The organism is Oceanobacter sp. ABM4_470 (assembly GCF_056158645.1).
The window spans coordinates 1,232,273-1,254,081 of sequence record NZ_JBSWTR010000001.1; the positions used below are offsets into that span (position 1 = coordinate 1,232,273).

Below are 21,809 nucleotides of genomic sequence, written 5' to 3' on the forward strand. Positions count from 1 at the left end.
TTTTGCCTAACATGAAGAATCAAAGGGGCAGAATAGATGTCACACAAGTTGTATCTGCTCTTGCCTGACCAACAGGCATTCCGCTTTATTCAAGGAGCTTCATTATGTTTACGCTCGATAGTCGACTGCAACAAGACACTGTGTTTATTGGCCGCTTGCCACTGTGCCAGGTGCTGTTAATGAACGACAGCCGTTATCCATGGGTGATTTTGGTTCCGGCCCGCGTAGATGCCCGCGAATACTATCACCTGTCGATCGCCGACCAGACTCAGCTGATGCGTGAGTCTGCCTGGGTGGCCGAAAAAATGGCTGATTTATATTCCGCCAAATCCATGAATGTCGCGGAGCTTGGTAACGTGGTGCCGCAGTTGCACGTACACCATGTGGCGCGTAAGGAAAACGACCCGGCCTGGCCTGGTCCAGTATGGGGACACAGCCCAGCGGTGCCATACACCGACGCAGAGCTGGAAAAACGAGTACATGAGCTGAAGGGGTTGTTCTCCAGTCATTTTGTGGAAGACATTGATGGCTCGGATGATGTTGAAAACAACATCTACTGGTAATCCCCGCACTCAATCTGCCTGACGGAGGCCACTATGATCGTCTTGCGACGTTACATGAACAACAACTTGCGCAATTACAACTATGTAATTGGTTGCGAAGAAACCCGTCAGGCCATTGCCATCGACCCCTTGGACGCCGATGTGGTGTTGGCGATGGCAGAAGAGCAGGGGTTGAATATCAAACTGATCATCAATACCCACGAGCATCACGATCATATTGGTGGGAACCCGGGCGTAAAGGCTGCGACAGGTGCAGAGATTCTGGCTTACGAAGCCGCTCGTTGTGTGATTCCGGACGTTGATCGCGGCTTGCAGGCGGGCGACCGTGTCGAGCTGGGCAGTCTGGCGTTTAACGTGCTGTTTACGCCGGGTCATACGGCGGTGCATTTGTGTTTGCTGAGTGATCGCGACTCGGCAAGTGCTGGCCCGAACGGCGAGCCTGTGTTGTTTTCAGGCGACACCTTGTTCAACGCCGGGGCTGGTAAGTGCAGTGTGCCGTTTGGTGGTGATCCCGATACTTTGTACGACACCTTTGTCTCCCGCTTTCAGCCGCTGGCCGATGATGTGTTGCTGTACCCCGGGCACGACTACATGAAGAACAATCTGGCGTTTGCGCAGACTCGTGAGCCGGGCAATGACATGATTCAGTACTGGCAGGATCAGGTGTCTGGCTGTGAGCCAGACGATATGCCGGTGATGAATCTGGGTCAGGAGCGCAGCTACAACTCGTTCCTGCGTTTGAATCAGCCAGAAATCCGCGAGGTGCTGTTGCAGCAGTTCCCGGACCTGGGGTTGGGTGACCGTGATGTGTTCAAGGCACTGAGAAGCTTGCGGGATCAGTGGTGAGGGGTCCTGCTGGCCATTGAAATCATCTGGGGTAACCTCCAGATAAATAGATCGACATGACAAGGCGCTTGGATAGCGCCTTTTTTATTGCCGAAAAAACTTTCATTTTTTTGTTTTAAACCCTTGAAAGCGATTTGGTCGGCCATATCTAAGTAGTGTGAGCGGATGATGCCAAACTGATTAAGGGTCATCGCCACAAACAACACTCGAGAGTTGTTCATTCTGTATTTAATTAATCGGTTGTGTCTTTGGAGCAACCACAGGAGATATATTATGAACCGTATTGATTTTGCACCTCTGTACCGTAACAGCATCGGCTTCGATCATCTGTTTAATATGCTTGATGCGGCCACCAAAACAGACGCAGGTTCTGGCTACCCTCCATACAACATTGAGGCGCTGGACGAGAATCAGTACTCGATTGCACTGGCCGTTGCGGGCTTCCGCCGCGAAGAACTGGATCTTCAGGTGCACGAAAACGTGTTGACCGTGAAGGGCAAGAAAGAAGGTGAAGAGTCCCGCCAGTACTTGCACCAGGGCATTGCCTACCGCAGCTTTGAGCGCAAGTTCAATCTCGCGGATCACGTTGAAGTAACCGGTGCCGATCTTCAGGATGGCCTCTTGACCATCAGCCTGAAAAAAGAAATTCCGGAAGCGGCCAAGCCTCGTCAGATTTCGATTGGCGGAGCAGAAACCATTGGTTATCAGTCTGATAATGCTGCCTGATTGATATGCATAGCACGAGGGGCACCCTTCGGGGTGCCGCTGTTTCTGAATGGGGGCAAACCATAATTAGAGGCGAATATTAGTTAATAATGGGAGCAGTAATCGGGTTGAAAGGTGAATTAAAAATTCCGCTCTTTTCTACCTTTTTTCGGAGTGTTTCTGGAATATTGTATTTATAATCTTTTTGTTCTTTAGTCTCTTCTTTTTCGGCTGCTATTATCAAATCCAATTCATCACGGAGTGAAGGGTCTAATTGGTAGTAATGTGTCTCCAGAATTTCTCGATATTCACCTTCTTCTGAGCGATAACAGTCTCTGGATGTTTTAAGATACTGATAGGCTATAATTTGCCTCGCTTTAGTGGCGGATATGTCAAGCTTTTGGAATGACACTGCATCAAACCCTGAGTTACGCTCGAGCATTGAGCAATATGTTAAGCGTTCTTGATAATCTGACCTGATTTCTGAAATTTCGCTCGTTTGAATATCTGAGTTTGCACATGCTGATAATGCCGCTGCGATGATTGCTATGAAGTGATATTTCAAAATGAGCAGCCTTGATAAATAGATTTCCAAAAAATTCGCTCTTGAGGCGTTGGTGCCTTTAAGTACTGCAACCCCGCAGTTTGTTCGATTCTGTTTCGAACAATGACCGGAATGCTCATCATGCCTTCGGCAAAGGCTCTGAAATCCGTATTGTCGATGTTGTACGCAACATCAAGTGGCTTTTTACTTGTAAAGATCAATGCCAACTGCCCTAGTCCTGATGCAGTGGCCAAGTATTTCCCACTCGATATGTATTGACGGATTTTTTCAATCGCCGTTTTACCGGTACTGCTGAAAGTAACTGTTGTGATTTTTGGACATTCCATATTTGTTTCTCCATTTTGGGACCATGTTACATAACGTGATTCCTGTATGGCGTGATTCATTTAACATTATAAAACAGGGGGGGTGAACGGCATTGTCCAATGACTATTAGGTGTTAGGTGTTAGGGGTCTGGGTCTTTTGGAATCTCAGTCTTGCTTCGGGAACTACTTCCAGTTCAAACCACGGATTCTTTTTGAGCCATATCTGATTTCTTGGTGATGGGTGGGGCAACACATAAAATGGCCTCGGTACTTGTTGCCAGTTCTGAACCCGTTCGGTCAGTGTCTTGTAATGCTTCAGAAAGTCGGCCGGCAGATAGTGGTTTTGGGCGTATTGACCGATCAGCAAAACCAGCTCGATGTTGGGCATTTTCTCCAATAACAGCTTATGCCACAGCGGCGCGCATTCCTTGCGTGGCGGCAAGTCACCACTTTTACCTTTCCCTGGATAACAGAATCCCATTGGCATAATGGCGATCTGGCTATCGTCATAGAATTGCTCGGGCGTCAGTGCTAACCACTCACGTAAGCGTTTGCCGCTGGCGTCGTCCCATGGAATCCCCGAGGCGTGAACTTTGGTGCCTGGTGCCTGGCCAATGATCAATATTCTGGCGGTTTCACTGGCCCGTACGACGGGACGGGGCCCCAGCGGCAGGTGCTCTTTACAGTGAGAACAGTCGCGGATTTCGTTCAGAAGCGGGATCAAGGACATGGTTGCTGTACGTGTTGTGTGCAGGTGATCAATATTCCCAACAAGTCGTGCAAGGATGAGCTGTTACACCCGTGACGAGGCCGGAGAATTCCCGCTATAATGCCCGCCTTTTAAAATCTGTACAGCTCGCCGCCTGTGGTGCTCGTTTTTTGAGCCGGGTCGGCGGCGTGACACTCACTGGTAGCAGGACCCTACAATGCGCACTCACTATTGTGGTGATATCAACGAAACACTGATTGATCAAACAGTTACTTTCTGTGGCTGGGTACACCGTCGCCGTGACCATGGTGGCGTTATCTTCCTGGACGTTCGCGATCGCGAAGGTCTGGTTCAGGTAGTTTTCGACCCGGATACCGTTGAAGCCTTCAATACCGCTGACAGCGTGCGTTCCGAGTTCGTTATCCAGATTACCGGTCGTGTACGTGGTCGTCCTGAAGGCACCACCAACGCCAACATGAAAACCGGCATGATCGAAGTTCTGGGCAAGGAAATCGTTGTCCTGAACAAGGCTCAGACTCCGCCATTCCCACTGGACGGCTACACCGACGTGGGCGAAGACATTCGTCTGAAGTACCGTTTCATGGACATGCGCCGTCCAGAGATGCAGGACAAGCTGCGTTTCCGCTCCAAGGTGACTTCCGGTGTTCGCAACTACCTGGACGAAAACGGCTTCCTGGACATTGAAACTCCGATCCTGACTCGCGCTACCCCAGAAGGTGCCCGTGACTACCTGGTGCCAAGCCGTACTCACGAAGGTAACTTCTTCGCACTGCCGCAGTCTCCACAGCTGTTCAAGCAACTGCTGATGGTGTCCGGTTTTGACCGTTACTACCAGATCGCCAAGTGTTTCCGTGACGAAGACCTGCGCGCTGACCGTCAGCCTGAATTCACCCAGATCGATATCGAAGCCTCTTTCATCGACGAAGAGCAGATCATGGGCATGACTCAGGACATGATCAAAGGCATCTTCCAGAAAGAACTGGGTGTAGATCTGGGCGACTTCCCACGCATGCCGTTCGCTGAAGCCATGTCCAAGTACGGCTCTGACAAGCCGGATATGCGTATTCCGATGGAAATCGTGGACGTAGAAGAATTCCTGCAAGACATCGACTTCAAGGTATTCGCTGCGCCTGCCAAAGATCCAAAGTGCCGCGTTGCTGCATTGAAAGTACCGGGTGGTGCTGAGCTGTCCCGTAAGCAGATCGACGAATACACCAAGTTCGTTGGTATCTACGGTGCCAAAGGTCTGGCCTGGATCAAGGTGAACGAGCTGGAAAAAGGCATCGAAGGCCTACAGTCTCCGATCATCAAGTTCATCGGTGATGAAAACACCCTGAAGATCATGGAGAAGCTGGACGTTAAGAACGGCGACATCGTCTTCTTCGGCGCTGACAAGACCAAGGTTGTTTGTGAAGCTCTGGGCGCTCTGCGTTGCAAGGTGGCAGAAGACATGAACCTGTACACCAGCGAGTGGGCTGCGCTGTGGGTTGTTGACTTCCCGATGTTCGAAGAGAACGACGACGGTTCCGTAACTGCACTGCATCACCCATTCACTGCACCAAGCTGTTCCGCAGAAGAGCTGGAAGCCAACCCGCTGGCCGCTCTGTCCCGTGCCTACGACATGGTACTGAACGGCTGTGAGCTGGGCGGTGGTTCCATCCGTATTCACGACCAGGATATGCAGCAAGCGGTATTCCGTTGTCTGGGTATCTCCGAAGAAGAACAGCAAGAGAAGTTCGGCTTCCTGCTCGACGCTCTGAAGTTCGGTGCGCCGCCGCACGGTGGTCTGGCATTCGGTCTGGATCGTCTGATCATGTTGATGACTGGCGCGACCAGCATCCGTGAAGTGATTGCTTTCCCGAAAACCCAGTCTGCTGCCTGTGTAATGACCAAGGCACCGGGCGAAGTGAGCAACGCTCAGCTGCGTGATCTGCACATCAAACTGCGTGAAAAGCCAAAGGCTGAGTAATTCTTGTCGCTGACAAGGGTTTGATATGAAAACGGGAGCTTCGGCTCCCGTTTTTATTGGTGGTTCTTTATTGGTGGCTTTTTGTTGGTTGCCTTTGCGTAGGCTCTCTTGATTGCTGGTTTTCTTGATTGCTGGCTCGGTGGTTTACCAATCATTCACCGACATGGCGGAGCGTACCGTCGCTATTCGCTGGCTACGCTCCAATTCGCGCATCCCTTCAAATAGCTGCCTTGACTCACGGCTTGCTGCTTCAGAAGCGAGGCTTTCAAAGGCATCGATCAGGTGTTCATTAAGCAACAGGGCAAGATTGATGACTTCTTCCGTGGCCATGTCGTCATGACAGCCATGATTCTCTTCAATCAGGTCTTTGATGGCTGTGGGCTCGAAACGGTGCCACTCTGACAGGGTGCTTTTGGAGGCATCGCTGGATACCCGTGCGATAGCACAGGCTTGCTTTTCCTCGAGCTCGGCAAGCAGCTTCATCACCATATCTACCCGTTCTTTCTGGGTGGTTTCGCGTAGTTGGCTGAACAGCACGCTGGCCTGATGGTGCAGGGTGCCGGTTAAATGAAGTATGTCGTTGGTGGTTGCCCAATTCCCGGAAACAGACTGCATACTTACCTCCGCGTTGATTGCATCCATACCTGACAATAGGCTTTTTGACGGAATTGGCTATATCAAAATCTTGGTATTACTACTTATTGGAACTGACAGACCTGTCTCTGCTTGTTTTTGTGAAATAGGTGTTTCATTTACTATCTAACGAGTGATCGAACTTGTTCGCGAAAATCTGTTGTCGTTTCTGTTGCCGTTTCTGTTGTGGGACCTGTTGTGTAGAAAGCGATAAATCCTGCGCCGTTGCTTGCTCCTTTGTATGTGCTGGTTATAGTACTCAGCCCGATAATCTTCTGGCTGCGATTGCTCCAATGCCTTCTGACTCATCATCCCGTTGGTCCAAAAAAACCTCAGAGCCGCGTCAGTTCTACCGCAATGGTCCTGATCATCGGCAGTTATTGGGTGGCGTGGTGCCCGATTTTCAAACCATCAGGCAGTGGTTCGACTTTCCAACTATTGAGATTGGAAAATGGGTCACCAAGGCTGAGCAGGAGCGGGCAGCAGGGCATTTCTACGACGCGCTCAGTGATCTTGTCGTTATTCTGGCAGGCGGGCGGTTGCAGTCCCACCGACAGATCGTTCTTGGTCAGCAACTGGTGTCGCTGAGGGGAACGCTGGGGTTGCAGTACGGCACTGGCGGTCGCCCCGGAGTGTCTGCCCACTACGCGCCGTTGCAGCGAACCTTCGCGCTGGCCAAGAACGCGGGCCCTGGCAGTATTGCCCATGAGTGGTTTCATGCTTTTGATCACTATATCGCGGCACATGCGTTCGATGGTTTGGCTGAGGTTAATCCCGGCAAGTTTGCATCCTCCTTATGGCTTGAAAATGAAATGCGGCCGCATCCGTTGAATCAACGGCTGGATCAATGCTTTCAGGCCATCATGCTGTGTGAAGACGGTGAAACTCCCAGCGAATTATGTGAAGCCAGTGTTAAGGCTGATCGGGCATTAGGTGTTCACTACTACAGCAAGCCAGAAGAAATGGCAGCACGATGCTTCGAAGCTTTTGTGCAAGATGCCTTTGTTCGCAACCAGTTTCTGGTGAAGGGCACCCTCAAAACCGATGAGGCGCAAATGGGGCTGTATCCGAAAGGGCGGCAGCGCTTGCGCATCAATCGAGCCTTTGCGGATTATTTTTCCGCACTGGCAGCAGCCTTGCTGAAATCTGTGCATCTGGATTAATCATTAAATGGGTATGGAATTTATCTACGCCGCTGAACTGAAGCAGCAGTTTCAGGTATGTGGACACTTCTATTATGCGACTTTGCCTTGCGGTGATGTTTTGTGCCGGTCGAGTGCGGACATCTTTTCCAAAGAAATTATACCGTTATCTATTGATGATGCCGCGGTGTCTGGCGCGACTCCGGATGCGGTTGCCATTCTGATGAATCCGGGTGGGGCGAATTGGCTTCCGGATCAGTTAAAAAGTGACAATGAGATTCCGCGTCGGCAGTCGGGTGATGCTTCCGTTATGGCGACTAAATCGCTCTGGCTGAAAACGGATAACACCCAGTATCAATTGATGCGGTTGATGGAGGCGATGGGCTGGAAGCATTTACGTCTGGTGAATCTTTCCGACATTTGCAATGCGGATTCCACAGCCTTTGCTCAGCAGGTTCGACAGCTGGCTGTAGCACATGTTGAGGGCGCTGTGGCTAATATTGAGGGTACGAGTGATGTTGATGAGGCAGCCATGCATTGGCCATTTCACAGTATTCTTTCACCGCATCGGCATCGCGAATTTGACCAGTTGACTGAGGCTGATGTTGTATTTGCCGCTTGGGGAAGCAACGGCGTGCTCAAAAGCCTGGCGGAAGAATGCCTTGTGCGGCTACCTGATATTCGGGGGCTGGCACTGGGGCGGCCCTGGTATCGTTTTGCCAGTCCGTACCGAAAAGATCAGAAACTGAGCTGGCTGGAAAGTATGATTGCTCAGTTGCACGAATGAGTGCGGTCAGTCATTGCCATTGCAGGCTGATGCCAAATTTGCCCGCTCATCGTTTTCCCAGTTATCACCGATTCGACTGAACGACCGGCAGTTACCCGCCTGAAATGTTTCATGGTGCCAGTCCCATTCGGTAATGCTTAGCTGTTCCCGATTGCCTTCAATCAGGTTGAAGCTGTTCGGGTGGCCTTTTAGCAGTCGGTCGGATGTCGTTGTGCCTGCATGGGAAATCACCACGCCCTGCAAGGTTTCTGCAAAAGCGATATGGATGTGGCCGCCCAGTACCAGATCAACGTCCAGCTTGTCGAATTGCTCAATGGCTTCATCACGTCCGCCAATCAGTTTGCGATGCATGCTGGTGGGGGGCAGCCAGAATGGATGATGAGCCACCACGATTCGAAGTTTGTTTTCGGCGGTGTCTGACAACTGTTCGGTAACGTACCGGATTTGTTGGTCATTAATACGTCCCCGCGACCAATCCAGATACCAGCCCATTCTCCGTGCTGTATTGAGCCCAACGATTTTTATATTGCTTGTGTCCGTGACGGGTTGAAGTTCTGGTTGGATATGGCGCTGCCACTTCTTCCACGGATAAAGGAATCTTTCCGGCAGATTGTTGGGTGAGAGGTCGTGGTTGCCTGGTACAACGTGGACCGGTGCGTCGAGCCGGTCGATAAACTGTCGCGCCGCGATGAATTCTTCGTGGCTGGCGATCTGTGTCAGGTCACCACTGATGATGATCTGATCAAGGTTCATGCTGTTGAGTTGGCGGATGATGCGTTCGGCTACCTCTGTTTGGTCGCGGCCGAAATGCAGGTCGGACAGGTGTGCGATGCGCATGTGCTGGTTTCCAATTAGTCCGGTTGATGATTGAACAAGCTCGCTTGGAGGGGTTTGCAAAAGGTAAAGATCACTTCTGTATAAGTGTGACCATGCAGTGCGAGAAAATTCCCCCAAGCCCGTTGGCAGATGTAGCGTGCCTGTTACTGATAAATATACGGAACTCCTGAGGCCTCTGGTCGTCCGCGAGATGTCATTTTTTGCTGATAGTTTCTGCAACAGTGAGTTTGCAAGAAACCCTGAACAAATCCTGACAGTGTCGTTTCTGACCCCCTGAAACCGAGGGTTTATTGACCCTTCTGATATTAAATTGAAGTTCCGCGGACCGTTGGTCAGGTGGAACAACAAAAGTACAGGGGTACAAAATGAAACAGCTGACACTGGTAACTGCACTTTCTTCAACACTGATCGGCGTGGCGGCAATGCCCGCTGTAGCGGATGACTATGGCTACCATGGCGGTGACGTCGATCCGTTTGTGGGTGGCAGCGTGATGTACAGCAAGCTCGATAATCTGGAGATTCGCGATAACGCCATTGATGAGGGCGAGTTGGGGGAATTTGACGACGATCGCAGTAGCTGGAAGGTGTTCGCTGGCGTGTGGGCCAATGACTGGATCGGTATCGAAGGCCAGTACCTCGATATGGGCAAATATGAGGACAACGGCTTCAGCCTGGATACCGATGGCTATACGGCCTCCTTGTTGTTAGGTATGCCACTGGGTGACCACTCACGTATTTTCGTGAAGGGCGGTCGTTTGTGGTGGAACGTGGACACTACAGGGCCGCTGGGATATGGCAGTTCTGCAGATGGTTCAACATTGTTCTACGGCGCGGGCGTCTCGTTAGGGTTGCTGGAGAATGTGAACTTGCGGGCTGAATATGAACGCGCCCGGTTTGATGACGACAACGTCGATGCCGATCTGGATTTTGCATCCGTTGGTGTCGGTTTTATGTTCTAAAGCGGTTAAGCCGATGATTACGAACGAAGCGCCGCTGTGTACCATGGCGGCGTAACTTATTTTGCAGGCATTGAAGACAGTGGTATCGAAAACCCGTTCGGTAGCGGCCCGAACGAAGAAGGCTGGGACTGGTGGTGTTTGGGGCGTAAGCGACGCCGACGACCAGATTGCAGAGGAAGTGCCGGTGGCCATGGTTTACAACGGTGTCTCACACGTTGTGATGATGGCAACACCTGACAACCTGGAAAATTTCGCCATAGGGTTCTCGTTGACGGAGGGCATTGCGGTCGCATCGTCTGACATGTATGGCGTGGATGTCGTTGCCGCTTCGTCGGGGTATCAGGTGCTGGTGGAGCTGTCTTCAGAGCGGTTTGCAGCACTCAAGCAGCGTCGTCGTAACCTGACAGGGCGAACCGGATGTGGTTTGTGTGGTGCGGAGTCGCTACAGCAAGCTATTCGGGTTCCTCCGCGGGTTGTTTCCGTGCCTGCGCCATCCGCGCAGGTGATTGATATTGCCTTGTCCCAATTGGTCAACTTCCAGCCTTTGCAGCGGCTGACCGGTGCCGTTCATGGGGCCGCCTGGTGTTCCTTAGACGGCAATATTCAAATGGCCTTTGAGGATGTCGGTCGCCACAATGCGCTGGACAAGCTCATTGGGGCTTTGCACCGCCAGCCGGGTTTTGATCGTAAGGGGTTTGTGCTGGTTTCAAGCCGTGCCAGTTACGAGTTAGTGGGCAAATGTGCTTCGGTAGGCATTGCGACGCTGGTAGCGGTGTCTGCACCGACCACGATGGCCATTGAGCATGCGGAGTTGGCGGGAATGAACCTGATTGGTTTTGCGCGCAGCGGTCGGCATGTAGTGTATGCCAGTTAAAGTCAATTCGAATATCGCAAAACCCCGGGCAGCTGCGCTGTCCGGGGTTTTTTATTTCCGTATGGGTTAGCTGGCGGAGGCGATCAGCGCCGTCGCTGCCTTTTTGGTGTAAGCATCCATTTTGTCGAAATTCAGATACTTATAGATATCTGCTGACATGCTATCGAGCTTGTTGGCGTACTCCATGTATTCCGCTGGCGTTGGCAGTTTGCCGACGATGGCACCGACCGCGGCCAGTTCCGCAGAGGTCAGGTACACGTTGGCGCCGTCACCCAGTCGGTTAGGGAAGTTACGGGTTGAGGTCGATAGCACGGTACTGCCGGACTGAACCCGTGCCTGGTTACCCATGCACAGCGAACAGCCGGACATTTCCATTCGCACACCGGAAGTGCCATAGATGTTGTAGTAGCCTTCTTCGTTCAGTTGAGCCTGGTCCATGCGGGTAGGCGGCGACATCCACATGCGGGTGGTCAGGTTGCCTTTATGCTGGGACAGCAATTTACCGGCGGCGCGGAAGTGACCGATGTTGGTCATGCAGGAACCAATAAAGACTTCATCGACCTTGTCGCCAGCAACCTCAGACAGCAGCTTGGCGTCGTCCGGGTCGTTCGGACAGCAGACGACCGGCTCTTTGATGTCGTCGAGGTTGATCTCAATAACGTGAGCGTATTCTGCGTCCTTATCGGCGCGCATCAGGCTCGGGTTCTCCAGCCAGGCTTCCATGGCTGCGGCACGACGCTCCAGCGTACGTGGGTCGCCGTAACCTTCGGCAATCATCCAGCGCAACATCACAATGTTGGACTTCAGATATTCGGCAACGGAGTCTTCCGACAGGTTGATGGTACAGCCAGCGGCGGAGCGCTCAGCAGAAGCATCCGAAAGCTCGAACGCCTGTTCGACAGTCAGGTGTTCCAGACCTTCAATCTCCAGAATGCGGCCAGAGAATTCGTTTATTTTGCCTTTCTTCTCAACGGTCAGCAGGCCTTGCTTGATGCCGTACAGTGGAATTGCATGCACCAGATCGCGCAGGGTGATGCCGGGTTGCATCTTGCCGCTGAAACGCACCAGAACAGACTCCGGCATATCCAACGGCATCACGCCTGTAGCGGCTGCAAAAGCCACCAAACCGGAACCGGCAGGGAAGGAAATACCCATCGGAAAACGGGTGTGTGAGTCACCACCAGTGCCGACAGTATCCGGCAGCAGCATGCGGTTCAGCCAGGAGTGAATAATGCCGTCGCCGGGGCGTAGGGAAACACCGCCACGTGTCCGTATGAAGTCTGGCAGGGTGTGCTGGGTTTCAATATCGACCGGCTTTGGATAGGCCGCTGTGTGGCAGAACGACTGCATTACCAGATCGGCCTGGAAGCCAAGGCAGGCGAGGTCTTTCAGTTCGTCACGAGTCATAGGCCCAGTGGTGTCCTGGGAGCCTACGGTGGTCATCTTGGGCTCGCAATAGGTGCCCGGACGAATGCCCTGGCCTTCAGGAAGACCGCAGGCTTTGCCCACCATTTTCTGCGCCAGCGAAAAACCGGCGCTGGAGGCGCTTGGGTCGTGTGGCAGGCGGAACAGGTCGGTGGTGCCAAGTCCAAGGGCCTCTCGGGCCTTGGTAGTGAGGCCTCGACCAATGATCAGCGGAATACGACCGCCAGCCTGTACTTCATCCAGAATGACGTCGGATTTGAATTTGAATTCGGAGATAACGTCGCCAGCTTCGTTAAGAATCTTGCCTTCGTAAGGGCGGATTTCGATCACATCACCCATGTTCATGTTGTCGACAGGGGCTTCGAACACCAGTGCACCGGCATCTTCCATCGTATTGAAGAAAATCGGCGCAACCTTGTTGCCGATACAAACACCGCCGCCGCGCTTGTTAGGGACGCCGGGGATGTCCTCGCCGAAGAACCACAACACGGAGTTGGTGGCAGACTTACGGGAGGAGCCAGTACCAACCACGTCACCAACGAATGCCACTGGCAAGCCTTTCGACTTGATGTCTTCGATTTGCTTCATGGGGCCTTTGACGCCGTGTTCTTCTGGCTCCAGACCGTCGCGTGTCATTTTATAGGCGGCAAGGGCGTGCAGCGGAATGTCCGGACGAGACCATGCATCCGGAGCCGGGGATAGGTCGTCGGTGTTGGTTTCGCCGGTGACCTTGAAGACCACCATCTTGATGCTTTCAGCGACCTTGTTCTTCCTGGTGAACCATTCTCCATTGGCCCAGGATTCCATTACCGCTTTGGCAACATCATTGCCGGCGGCCATTTTTTCCTGAACGTCGTTGAAGGCATCGAACATTAATAAGGTGCCTTTCAGTTGCTCACCAGCCAGTTCCGCCAGTTCTGCATCGTCCAACAGCGACACCAGTGTTTCGATGTTATAGCCACCTTGCATCATGCCGAGCAGTTCAACGGCCTTCTGGCGAGAAACCAATTCGCAGGTGGTTTCACCTTTGGCGATGGCACTGAGGAAACCTGCTTTTACGTACGCCGCTTCATCGACGCCGGGCGGGATTCGGTTCTCAAGCAGGTACAGCAGGGTCTCTTCTTCGCCAGTGGGTGGGTTTTTCAGTAACTCCACCAGGGCGGCGGTTTGTTCGGCATTCAGAGGCTTGGGTGGGATACCTTGTTCTGCACGTTCTGTTACATGGGCTCGATAGGCTTCTAACACGGTGTTTTCCTCTTCTCTTGTGATCAGAGGACTTACTTATCGGCCCCTTGTGAGGGCTTTGGTAATCCTCTGACGGTATGGTTTTGGTGGAATCGGATGTTTTCAGTAAATGCTAATATTGTGAGTGGCTTTTGTAAGGCTCTTTGTACTGATATTCGCTATTCATTCAGCAAATATCCCTACTTTGGTCGAAGTCAATGGTTGTATGTGTTGCATTGAGGCTCTCGCCTATTGGCAGGGACAGCACTAACCAGTCAGCGTGTTCGGTAATGAGACAGTCTTGTCGGTTTCAGATTCGTTGCGAAGTGGAAACGGTGTGTTGGGTCGTCGAAGTCTTACAGAGTGTTTCAAATCAAATTCACAGATTGTAATGAGCCAAGGTGTTTTGCGAGAATGCGGGCATGTCCAAAAGATGAGCGTCCCATTGTGCGAATAGTCGCTGACGAAAACATTCCTCTTATCGATTCCTTTTTTGCGGAGTTCGGTGAAATCACTCGCGTTGAAGGCCGAAATCTCGGTTCTGAAGATTTGGCTGAAGCCGATATCCTGCTGGTGCGTTCGGTCACCAAAGTAAATGAGTCGCTGCTGGCCAATACGCCAGTGAAGTTCGTTGGTACCGCCACCATTGGGACGGATCACGTCGATATGGACTGGCTGGAGCAAAACCGTATTGGCTTTGCCAGCGCGCCGGGCTGCAACGCCCAGGCTGTGGTTGACTATGTATTGAGCGCCATTAGTGTGCTGGTGGACCTTCGTGCGGTTCGCTTTGAGGACCTGACCGTTGGCATCGTTGGCGTCGGCAATGTGGGGGGGACCCTGCGTGGTCGCCTGGAGGAAATGGGTGTTAAGGTACTTGCGGTTGATCCGTTCAAAGACCCTGAGGATGTTGGCGAGTTGACGTCTCTGGAAGAGGTGTTGGGTGCGGACGTGGTGACGTGTCATACGCCGTTGACCAAAACAGGCGAGCACGCGACGCGACACTTGATTGGTGCCGAACAGCTGTCAGCGATGAAGCCTAACGCCTGTTTGATTAACTCCAGTCGTGGTGGTGTGGTAGATAATGATGCGCTATTGGCGCACCTGAAAGCCAACGACGACTTTGAAGCCATTATGGATGTCTGGGAAGGCGAACCCTACCTCGACCTGAAGCTGATGGATCAATGCTTGCTGGCGACGCCGCACATTGCTGGTTACTCGCTGGATGGCAAAATGCGCGGCACCGAGATGATTTATCAGGCGGCGTGTGAATTCTTCGGTGTTCCGGTGCGTCGCAAGTTGGGTCAGTTCCTTCCAGAACCTGGCATCAAGCGTGTGAACTTCTCGGATCAGGTGCCGTTGAATCAGGCACTGCGCACCGCCATTCGAGCTTGTTACGAAGTGCGTGTTGATGACGGTTTGATGCGCTCCCGTTTGCATCGCGCTCGGGATATCAAATCGGCATTCGATGAAATGCGTCGTAACTATCCGCTGCGTCGGGACATTCCAACCATGAAGGTTGGGGTGCCGTCCAAGTGCGTTGAGTTGCAACAGCTGTTGGAGTCTGCCGGGTTCTCTGTCAGAACCAAATAATCTGGCACTACTTGAAAAGGCGAGCCGCTGTCACAGCGCCTCGCCTTTTTTGTCTTTACTCAGTCACTGAAAACCTGGTCTTGCAGCAGCTGTTTCACCCAACTGGTGTCGCCATCCAGCAAGGCGAATTCCAGCGTTTGAAACATGGGGGTGGGATCTTGCTGGTTAGGGTTGCTCACTGGCTTCAGCAGTTGCCTGAGCGAGCGCGCGGTCAGTACGAAGTCATCAACGGATTCCTGCCGGTCGTAGCCAGAAAACCGTATGAAGCCTTCTTCCTTGAGCCAGGTGATGGCCCCCAGCGCCGACAGGTGGCGATCACTGTGCAGTCCGAACTCGTCCATATCATCAACACCGGAAATGTCCTGCACGAACAGGGTTTGCGGCTTTGGAAAGTGCTTCAATCCCATTAGCAGGATGGAAGCACAGTCTTTGAAAAACTCATCCAGATGGACGTCGAGCATGATCAGATTTGTTTGTAGCTGGTGAAGAACTGGCCGATGCGGTCCATAGCGACCGTCAGATCTTCCGGACGCGGCAGGAACACTACGCGGAAGTGATCCGGCGACTTCCAGTTAAATGCGGTGCCATGAACAATCAGGATTTTCTGCTGCTCCAGCAAATCCAGCACCATGCGCTCATCGTTGCGGATATTGAACTTCTGAACGTCCATTTTCGGGAAACAGTACAGTGCACCTTTTGGTTTTACACAGCTCACCCCTGGAATGTTGTTCAGGGTTTCCCAGGCGATGTCGCGCTGCTGACGGATGCGGCCGCCTTCGGCGACCAGATCGTTGATGCTTTGATAGCCGCCCAACGCGGTTTGAATGGCGAACATGGATGGAACGTTGGCGCACAGACGCATGGAGGACAGCATTTCGAGCCCCTGAATGTAATCACGGGCGCGGTGTTTGGCGCCGCTGATGATCATCCAGCCGGAGCGGAAGCCCGCCAGCCGGTAGTTCTTCGACAAGCCGTTCATAGTGATGATCAGCAGATCATCGGCCAATGACGCAGTGGAAATATGCTCGGCTTCGTCAAACAGAATCTTGTCGTAAATCTCATCCGAGAACACCACCAGATCGTGCTCACGAGCAATTTGCAGCATGCCCAGCAGAATTTCTTTCGGATAAACCGCACCGGTAGGGTTGTTCGGGTTGATCAGTACCATGGCACGGGTTTTGTCGGTGATCTTGGCGCGCATATCGTCCAGGTCCGGATACCAGTCGGACTGTTCGTCACAGGTGTAATGCACCGCCTTGCCACCGGCCAAAGCAACGGAGCCGGTCCATAGAGGGTAATCCGGGGCAGGAATGAGCACTTCGTCGCCGTTATTGATCAGGCCCTGCATGGAAGCCACGATCAGCTCGCTGACGCCGTTGCCAATGATGATGTCTTCAATGTTGACGTTCTGAATACGCTTTTGTTGGGCGTACTGCATGATGGCTTTACGAGCCGCGAACAGACCTTTGGAGTCAGAGTAACCCTCGGAGTCTGGCAGGTTGTAAATGACGTCCTGAATGATTTCCTCAGGTGCGTCCAGACCAAACGGTTTTGGGTTGCCGATGTTCAGTTTCAGAATTCGGTGGCCTTCTTCTTCCATGCGCTTCGCCGCATCCAATACAGGTCCACGGATGTCATAGAATACATTAGCGAGCTTGTCGGATTTCCGAATTTCCTGCATGAGATGGACTGCCTGTATAAAAGAAAAAAAGCGGTTCGTTGACAATTTTGATGCGAACCCCACGGAACCAGCTGGCTGCCGCGCGTTCGATGATACCGCTACACAAGATTACCCGAAAGGGCGGCAATGGAAGTTTGTGTACGGTATGCTAGGCGGCGATTTACGGAGGCAGCTATGTCAGCACAGCAAGACAAGGTTAATAAATCACCGCAAGAGTGGCAGGCTCAACTTGATCCTCTCACTTACCACGTGACCCGCGAGTCGGGTACCGAGCGAGCGTTTACGGGTAAATACCACGATTTTAAAGGTGTTGGTTTATATCGCTGCGTCTGCTGCGAAGCTCCCTTGTTTTATTCCGATACCAAATTCGATTCCGGTTGCGGCTGGCCAAGCTTCTACCAGGAAGTTGAAGGGGCCATCACCGAACTGACCGACACCTCCCATGGCATGGTTCGCACGGAAGTTCGCTGCAACCGCTGCGATGCCCATCTTGGTCACGTATTCCCGGATGGCCCGCCACCAACCGGACTGCGATTTTGTATCAATTCGGTCAGCATGACGTTTGAACCGCAAGACGGCTAACACGGCTGCAACGGAGTGTGGCAAAGTGTCCACTCTGGCCGGAATGGGCCACCCGGCTTGTCATCGCTTTGTCGTTTTATTAGAGTTCGACAGCTGATATTTTAGGTAAGTGTTTGAGAACTAAACACTTTTTACAGGGATGGTTAGAGCTTGACCGGTAAGACGCTACACAGATCATCGTTCCAGATCATGAAAGACACCGTCTTTGCGCTGTTCATTCGTGAGCTGAGGACGCGTTTTGGCGGTAACCGGTTGGGATATTTCTGGGCGATTGCAGAGCCCGCAGGGCAAGCCGCTGTCTTCGCCATTCTGTTCTCAATTATTGGGCGTGAGTCCATCTCTGGCGTGCCGGTCCCGGTGTTCATGATTACCGGTATGCTGACGTTCAAGTTGTTCACCAAGCTTCTGACACAGTCAGCCAATGCCGTCATATCCAATAAGGGGCTAATGACCTACCGCCAGGTAGAGCCAATTGACCCAGTGCTGACGCGTAGCATCATCGAAGTAACCACCTATTTTGTTGTACTTGCGATTCTGATGGGGCTAATGGGTTGGTTTCTTTCTTACGACATCTTCCCGGATGATTTGCTGGAGTTTTTGCTTGCGATTACCTCGCTTGCTTCATTGTCTTTGGCCATCGGTATGATTCTGTGTTCGGTGTTGGAGTTTTGGCCGGATGCGAACCGGTTCTTAACCGTCATAATGACGCCTCTGTTGTTTATTTCCGGTGTCTTCTACTCGGCCAATATGCTGCCTCAGCAGTACTGGCCATATCTGTCCTGGAATCCAATTTTTCACGGGCTTGAGTTCATGCGTGAAGGGTATTTCAGTGAGTACCGCTCGGATTTTGCCGATCCTGTTTACTTGATTGAGCTAAATCTGGTGTTTTGGGCGTTGGCTCTGTCATTGTTCAAATTGAACCGACCGAGGTTTATCAGCGGATGATTCATTTTGAAGGTCTGTCCAAGTGGTACAAAACCAAGGCCGGTAGAAACTACATTCTCAAAGACGTGAATATCACCTTGCCCATGGACAAGAGCATCGGTGTCCTGGGTCGTAATGGTGCTGGTAAATCAACTTTCATTCGTATGTTAGGCGGTTCGGAATTACCCAAGTCCGGCAGTATTCAGTCAGATCTGCGGATTTCCTGGCCGCTTGGCCTGCAAGGCGGTGTGCAGGGGCAAATGAGTGGGCGCGAAAATGCCCGATTCATTTCCCGGATACACGGCTATTCAGACACTCGTGCTATGGAAGATCGGGTGGCTGACTTTGCCGATATCGGCCAGTACTTCGACGAACCGATGAAGTCGTATTCCAGTGGCATGCGCTCACGTGTGATGTTGGGCATAACGGTGGCGTTGGATTTTCAATTCGATGTGTTGCTCATTGATGAAATTACGGCCGTTGGTGACGCTGCTTTCAGGGCGAAGAGCGAACGGGTTTTAAAAGAAAAATTTTCTTCTACCAAGGTGATTATGGTTAATCACTCGATGGAGCAGTTGAGGAAATTTTGTGATGCAGGATTACTCATTCGTAATGGCAAGCTTGAATACTTCGATAGTCTTGAAGACGCGATCGTGGAGTACGAATCGTGACTGTTGAAAATAACGATGAAAATGTAGCAGTAGTATCAGACGCTACTGCCAATGAACAGCGCGACAAAAAAGCTGGTCAGGCAGGCCCGGTTTTACGGGTGTTTGGCTACCTTAAACAACGCATTGCGCTGTCGTTGCTGTTCGTTTTTACGGCGCTGATTGTTGTGTACTTTGGCGTTGTGGCTTCCCCTCGGTACGCGGCTGAGTCGCAGTTTGTTGTGAAAGAATCCGGTGCTCAAACCGAGTTGACGGGTCTGGCTTCGTTGGGTGCCGTGACGTCCTCAACCCGTGACTCGCTGATCATCAAAGCTTTTATTGAATCTCGCGCAATGGCCAAAAAGCTGAATGAAGCGGTGGGGTTGCGTAAGCACTATGAAGATTCCAGTGTGGATTTTCTAAGTCGTTTGCCCGCTGATGCAACGGCTGAAGAGTATCTGGAGTATTACCAGCGTCACATCACTGTCGTCCACGACGAAACATCAGACATTCTTGAAGTGGAGCTACAAGCCTTTGACCCCGAATTTGCACTCCATGCCAGCGAGGTGTTGCTTTCGATTGCCGAAGCATTCATCAATGATCTCGGCGACAAAATGGCACGTGAGCAAATGGCCTATGCCCAAGGCGAGGTGGAGCGTGCACATGGGCTGCTAAAAAATACCCAGCGTGATCTGTTGGCGTTTCAGGAAGAGAACCGCTTGTTCAATCCAGAGCAGGAGGGCGGTGCAATTTTGGAGGGCGTGAATACGCTGCAGGTTGAATTGATCAAAGCACAGGCGCGCCTTAAAGAACTGAACGCCGTTATGCGTGACGATTCCGCAGAGGTGCGTGCGCAGACCAATTTGATCCAGTCACTTGAGCAACAATTGAAAGAAGAGCGTGGTCGTCTGACGCAGGAGGCTAATGGCGGATTCAACAAGATCAACATGGACTTCAAAGAACTTGCCTTGAACGGCGAGCTGGCAACGGATTTGTACACGTCCTCGCTGACCAGCCTGGAAAGCGCCCGTTCCCAAGCAATGCAAAAGCTGAAGCATTTGCTGGTGGTTGAAGCCCCATTGCTGCCTGAAGAAGCCAAGTATCCGAGACGCCTGTATAACATCATTACCTGGTTCGTCGGGTTGATGTTGGTGTACCTGATTGGGCGCCTGTTGTTTGCCGTTATTAAAGAGCACAGAGATTAACCTGATGATGCGTTTGTTTTTAAGTCTAATGGTCTTGTTGTCGGTTAACTGTTTCGCGCTGGATGCAGGCGCCCCTGATCCTGATCAAAGCGAGCCATCCTTGCTGGATGTTACTGATGAGCAAATGTACGGCAGCTGGCTGTTCAGCGGCGGTTTTGAGGAAACATCCTTTACCGGCACCAACCCTGAATATCGTATTTCCCAGGGTGACCAGCTTTTGGTCCAGCTTTGGGGTGGGATCGAGCTGCAGCAGGAGATTGTGGTTGACGCACAGGGCAATATTTTTATACCACGCGTTGGGCCAGTGAAAGTCCTCGGTGTTGCCAATAAAGACCTGAATAACGTTGTTCTGAAGTCCATTAAACGAGTCTACAAAGCCAATGTTGAGGCCTATGTCACTCTGGCCTCCAGTCAAACGGTGAAAGTATTTGTATCAGGGATGGTGCCAAAACCCGGTATTTATGAAGGTCAAAGCGCAGACAGCGTATTGCGGTATATCGACAAGGCCGGCGGCATCAAGCCAGAGCTTGGAAGCTATCGAAAAATACTGGTAAAACGACAGTCGAAACAGCTGGCTGATATCGACCTGTACGATTTTGTGCAAAGCGGAAGCATGCCTCCTGTACAGCTTCAGGATGGCGACTTGATCTTTGTTTCTCAGCGTCTGGGGGCTGTGTCTATCGAAGGTGATGCCGGTTTTAAAGGACAATATGAGCTTGAAAGCAAGGAGTCGCTGCTTTCGGAAGTGGTTAATGCTTCCGTAGTCGGTGAACGGGTCACTCATGTGACGGTGGTTGCGCCAGAAGGCAGCCGAGTCAATGCCCATCAGTATGAAATCAATGCAATCGCCGGTGTTGAAGTGACACCCGGCAGTGTCGTCAGACTGTCCTCGCAATTACGACAGGACAGTATCAGTGTAGAAGTACTCGGTGAGCATGAGTCTACGACTGAAATGGTGTTGCCGTGGGGCGCCAGTCTTGCCGACCTGTTGGAACAGGTTGAATACACTCAACTGTCGGATAGAAAGTCGGTACAACTGTTCCGAGAGTCTGTAGCCAGACGCCAAAAAGAGATGCTGATGTCGTCTCTGCACGCACTTGAGCAAAGCGTCCTGACCGCACGTTCCGCAACGCGCGAAGCCGCCGAATTGCGCAAGGTTGAAGCAGAATCCGTATTGGCATGGATTGAACGTGCCAAGCAAATTGAGCCTCGTGGTCAGGTGTTGTTGGCGAAAGGCTACGATGCGACCAGGGTAATTCTCAATCAAGGCGATAAAATCGTCATCCCGTCGCAAAAGAACCTGGTCATGATTCACGGTGAAGTGTTATTCCCGACAGCCGTCACCTATGAAAACGGCCGTACCATTGAGCGATACGTCGAGCAAGCTGGTGGTGCGACCGCGGATCTCGATGATATGAATACTCTGGTAATGAAGCCCAACGGGGCGTTCGTCACCGCAAACCGTGACCTCGACGACAAGAAAATGGTCGGGCCGGGAGATGAGATTTTCGTGCTGGCAAAGCCTGATCTGAAGGCTTTGCAGTTAACCAAAGATATTAGTCAGGTTATTTATCAAATTGCTGTGTCAGCGGCAGTGGCTTTGGCGCTTTAAAAG

22 protein-coding genes are annotated in these 21,809 nt (G+C 51.9%); 14 read left to right on the forward strand and 8 right to left on the reverse strand.

Annotation, left to right across the window (positions count from 1 at the left end; translation table 11 throughout):
• The first annotated feature begins 104 nt into the window (after positions 1–104).
• From ACXADJ_RS05360 to ACXADJ_RS05370, 3 genes are all read left to right on the forward strand, one after another.
• A complete protein-coding gene (locus ACXADJ_RS05360; protein ID WP_475063884.1) occupies positions 105–563 on the forward strand; it encodes an HIT domain-containing protein in 459 nt (152 codons plus the stop codon).
• A gap of 33 nt (positions 564–596) precedes the next feature.
• Positions 597–1,409 (forward strand): hydroxyacylglutathione hydrolase, encoded by an 813-nt coding sequence (locus ACXADJ_RS05365; RefSeq protein ID WP_475063885.1) that lies wholly within the window; start codon positions 597–599, stop codon positions 1,407–1,409.
• Positions 1,410–1,682: 273 nt separating this feature from the next.
• Positions 1,683–2,135: an Hsp20 family protein gene (locus ACXADJ_RS05370; RefSeq protein WP_475063886.1), complete on the forward strand. Its 453-nt coding sequence runs from the start codon at positions 1,683–1,685 to the stop codon at positions 2,133–2,135.
• Positions 2,136–2,214: 79 nt separating this feature from the next.
• On the opposite strand, the gene ACXADJ_RS05375 is transcribed toward ACXADJ_RS05370, so the two are convergent.
• The 3 genes from ACXADJ_RS05375 to ACXADJ_RS05385 form a co-directional block, all read right to left on the reverse strand.
• Complete coding sequence (locus ACXADJ_RS05375; RefSeq protein WP_475063887.1) at positions 2,215–2,709, reverse strand: hypothetical protein; 495 nt, start codon at positions 2,707–2,709, stop codon at positions 2,215–2,217.
• Entirely contained in the window at positions 2,676–3,005 is a 330-nt protein-coding gene (locus ACXADJ_RS05380; protein WP_475063888.1) for a hypothetical protein, read from the reverse strand. The genes ACXADJ_RS05375 and ACXADJ_RS05380 overlap by 34 nt, the downstream gene beginning before the upstream one ends.
• 113 nt (positions 3,006–3,118) lie before the next feature.
• Positions 3,119–3,715, reverse strand: a complete 597-nt coding sequence (locus tag ACXADJ_RS05385; RefSeq protein WP_475063889.1) for a uracil-DNA glycosylase family protein — start codon at positions 3,713–3,715, stop codon at positions 3,119–3,121.
• Between the two features lie 196 nt (positions 3,716–3,911).
• Here ACXADJ_RS05385 and aspS point away from each other — a divergent pair, with 196 nt between their 5' ends.
• Positions 3,912–5,684: an aspartate--tRNA ligase gene (aspS, locus tag ACXADJ_RS05390; protein ID WP_475063890.1), complete on the forward strand. Its 1,773-nt coding sequence runs from the start codon at positions 3,912–3,914 to the stop codon at positions 5,682–5,684.
• 144 nt (positions 5,685–5,828) lie between these two features.
• On the opposite strand, the gene ACXADJ_RS05395 is transcribed toward aspS, so the two are convergent.
• Positions 5,829–6,299, reverse strand: coding sequence for a hypothetical protein (locus ACXADJ_RS05395; RefSeq protein ID WP_475063891.1), 471 nt, complete (start codon positions 6,297–6,299; stop codon positions 5,829–5,831).
• A 311-nt stretch (positions 6,300–6,610) separates the two neighbouring features.
• Between ACXADJ_RS05395 and ACXADJ_RS05400 the strand changes: the two genes are divergently transcribed.
• Positions 6,611–7,480: a CLCA_X family protein gene (locus ACXADJ_RS05400; protein WP_475063892.1), complete on the forward strand. Its 870-nt coding sequence runs from the start codon at positions 6,611–6,613 to the stop codon at positions 7,478–7,480.
• 7 nt (positions 7,481–7,487) lie between these two features.
• On the forward strand, positions 7,488–8,246 hold the full coding sequence (locus tag ACXADJ_RS05405) for a hypothetical protein (protein WP_475063893.1): 759 nt from the start codon (positions 7,488–7,490) through the stop codon (positions 8,244–8,246).
• Between the two features lie 6 nt (positions 8,247–8,252).
• Here ACXADJ_RS05405 and ACXADJ_RS05410 read toward each other — a convergent pair whose 3' ends face one another.
• Entirely contained in the window at positions 8,253–9,083 is an 831-nt protein-coding gene (locus ACXADJ_RS05410) for a metallophosphoesterase family protein (protein WP_475063894.1), read from the reverse strand.
• A gap of 365 nt (positions 9,084–9,448) precedes the next feature.
• Between ACXADJ_RS05410 and ACXADJ_RS05415 the strand changes: the two genes are divergently transcribed.
• Both ACXADJ_RS05415 and fdhD read left to right on the forward strand, forming a co-directional pair.
• The gene (locus ACXADJ_RS05415; protein WP_475063895.1) at positions 9,449–10,042 is read left to right on the forward strand and encodes an outer membrane beta-barrel protein; all 594 of its coding nucleotides are present in this window, start codon (positions 9,449–9,451) and stop codon (positions 10,040–10,042) included.
• Positions 10,043–10,103: 61 nt separating this feature from the next.
• Positions 10,104–10,916, forward strand: coding sequence for a formate dehydrogenase accessory sulfurtransferase FdhD (fdhD, locus tag ACXADJ_RS05420; RefSeq protein WP_475063896.1), 813 nt, complete (start codon positions 10,104–10,106; stop codon positions 10,914–10,916).
• A gap of 66 nt (positions 10,917–10,982) precedes the next feature.
• On the opposite strand, the gene acnB is transcribed toward fdhD, so the two are convergent.
• A complete protein-coding gene (acnB, locus tag ACXADJ_RS05425; RefSeq protein WP_475063897.1) occupies positions 10,983–13,586 on the reverse strand; it encodes a bifunctional aconitate hydratase 2/2-methylisocitrate dehydratase in 2,604 nt (867 codons plus the stop codon).
• 426 nt (positions 13,587–14,012) lie between these two features.
• On the opposite strand from acnB, the gene pdxB reads away from it, so the two are divergent.
• Positions 14,013–15,155, forward strand: a complete 1,143-nt coding sequence (gene pdxB, locus ACXADJ_RS05430; protein ID WP_475063898.1) for a 4-phosphoerythronate dehydrogenase PdxB — start codon at positions 14,013–14,015, stop codon at positions 15,153–15,155.
• 59 nt (positions 15,156–15,214) lie between these two features.
• On the opposite strand, the gene ACXADJ_RS05435 is transcribed toward pdxB, so the two are convergent.
• Together ACXADJ_RS05435 and ACXADJ_RS05440 are read right to left on the reverse strand one after the other, a co-directional pair.
• Entirely contained in the window at positions 15,215–15,616 is a 402-nt protein-coding gene (locus ACXADJ_RS05435; RefSeq protein ID WP_475063899.1) for a hypothetical protein, read from the reverse strand.
• Between the two features lie 2 nt (positions 15,617–15,618).
• Positions 15,619–16,836: a pyridoxal phosphate-dependent aminotransferase gene (locus ACXADJ_RS05440; RefSeq protein WP_475063900.1), complete on the reverse strand. Its 1,218-nt coding sequence runs from the start codon at positions 16,834–16,836 to the stop codon at positions 15,619–15,621.
• A gap of 174 nt (positions 16,837–17,010) precedes the next feature.
• Between ACXADJ_RS05440 and msrB the strand changes: the two genes are divergently transcribed.
• The 5 genes from msrB (at position 17,011) to ACXADJ_RS05465 (ending at position 21,806) form a co-directional block, all read left to right on the forward strand.
• Entirely contained in the window at positions 17,011–17,418 is a 408-nt protein-coding gene (msrB, locus tag ACXADJ_RS05445) for a peptide-methionine (R)-S-oxide reductase MsrB (RefSeq protein WP_475063901.1), read from the forward strand.
• 189 nt (positions 17,419–17,607) lie between these two features.
• Positions 17,608–18,363: an ABC transporter permease gene (locus ACXADJ_RS05450; RefSeq protein ID WP_475063902.1), complete on the forward strand. Its 756-nt coding sequence runs from the start codon at positions 17,608–17,610 to the stop codon at positions 18,361–18,363.
• A complete protein-coding gene (locus tag ACXADJ_RS05455) occupies positions 18,360–19,013 on the forward strand; it encodes an ABC transporter ATP-binding protein (protein WP_028293893.1) in 654 nt (217 codons plus the stop codon). Before ACXADJ_RS05450 ends, ACXADJ_RS05455 begins: the two co-directional genes overlap by 4 nt.
• A complete protein-coding gene (locus ACXADJ_RS05460; protein WP_475063903.1) occupies positions 19,010–20,194 on the forward strand; it encodes a KpsE/RkpR family capsule polysaccharide export protein in 1,185 nt (394 codons plus the stop codon). The genes ACXADJ_RS05455 and ACXADJ_RS05460 overlap by 4 nt, the downstream gene beginning before the upstream one ends.
• Positions 20,195–20,198: 4 nt before the next feature.
• The gene (locus ACXADJ_RS05465; protein WP_475063904.1) at positions 20,199–21,806 is read left to right on the forward strand and encodes a polysaccharide biosynthesis/export family protein; all 1,608 of its coding nucleotides are present in this window, start codon (positions 20,199–20,201) and stop codon (positions 21,804–21,806) included.
• The last annotated feature ends 3 nt before the right edge of the window (positions 21,807–21,809 follow it).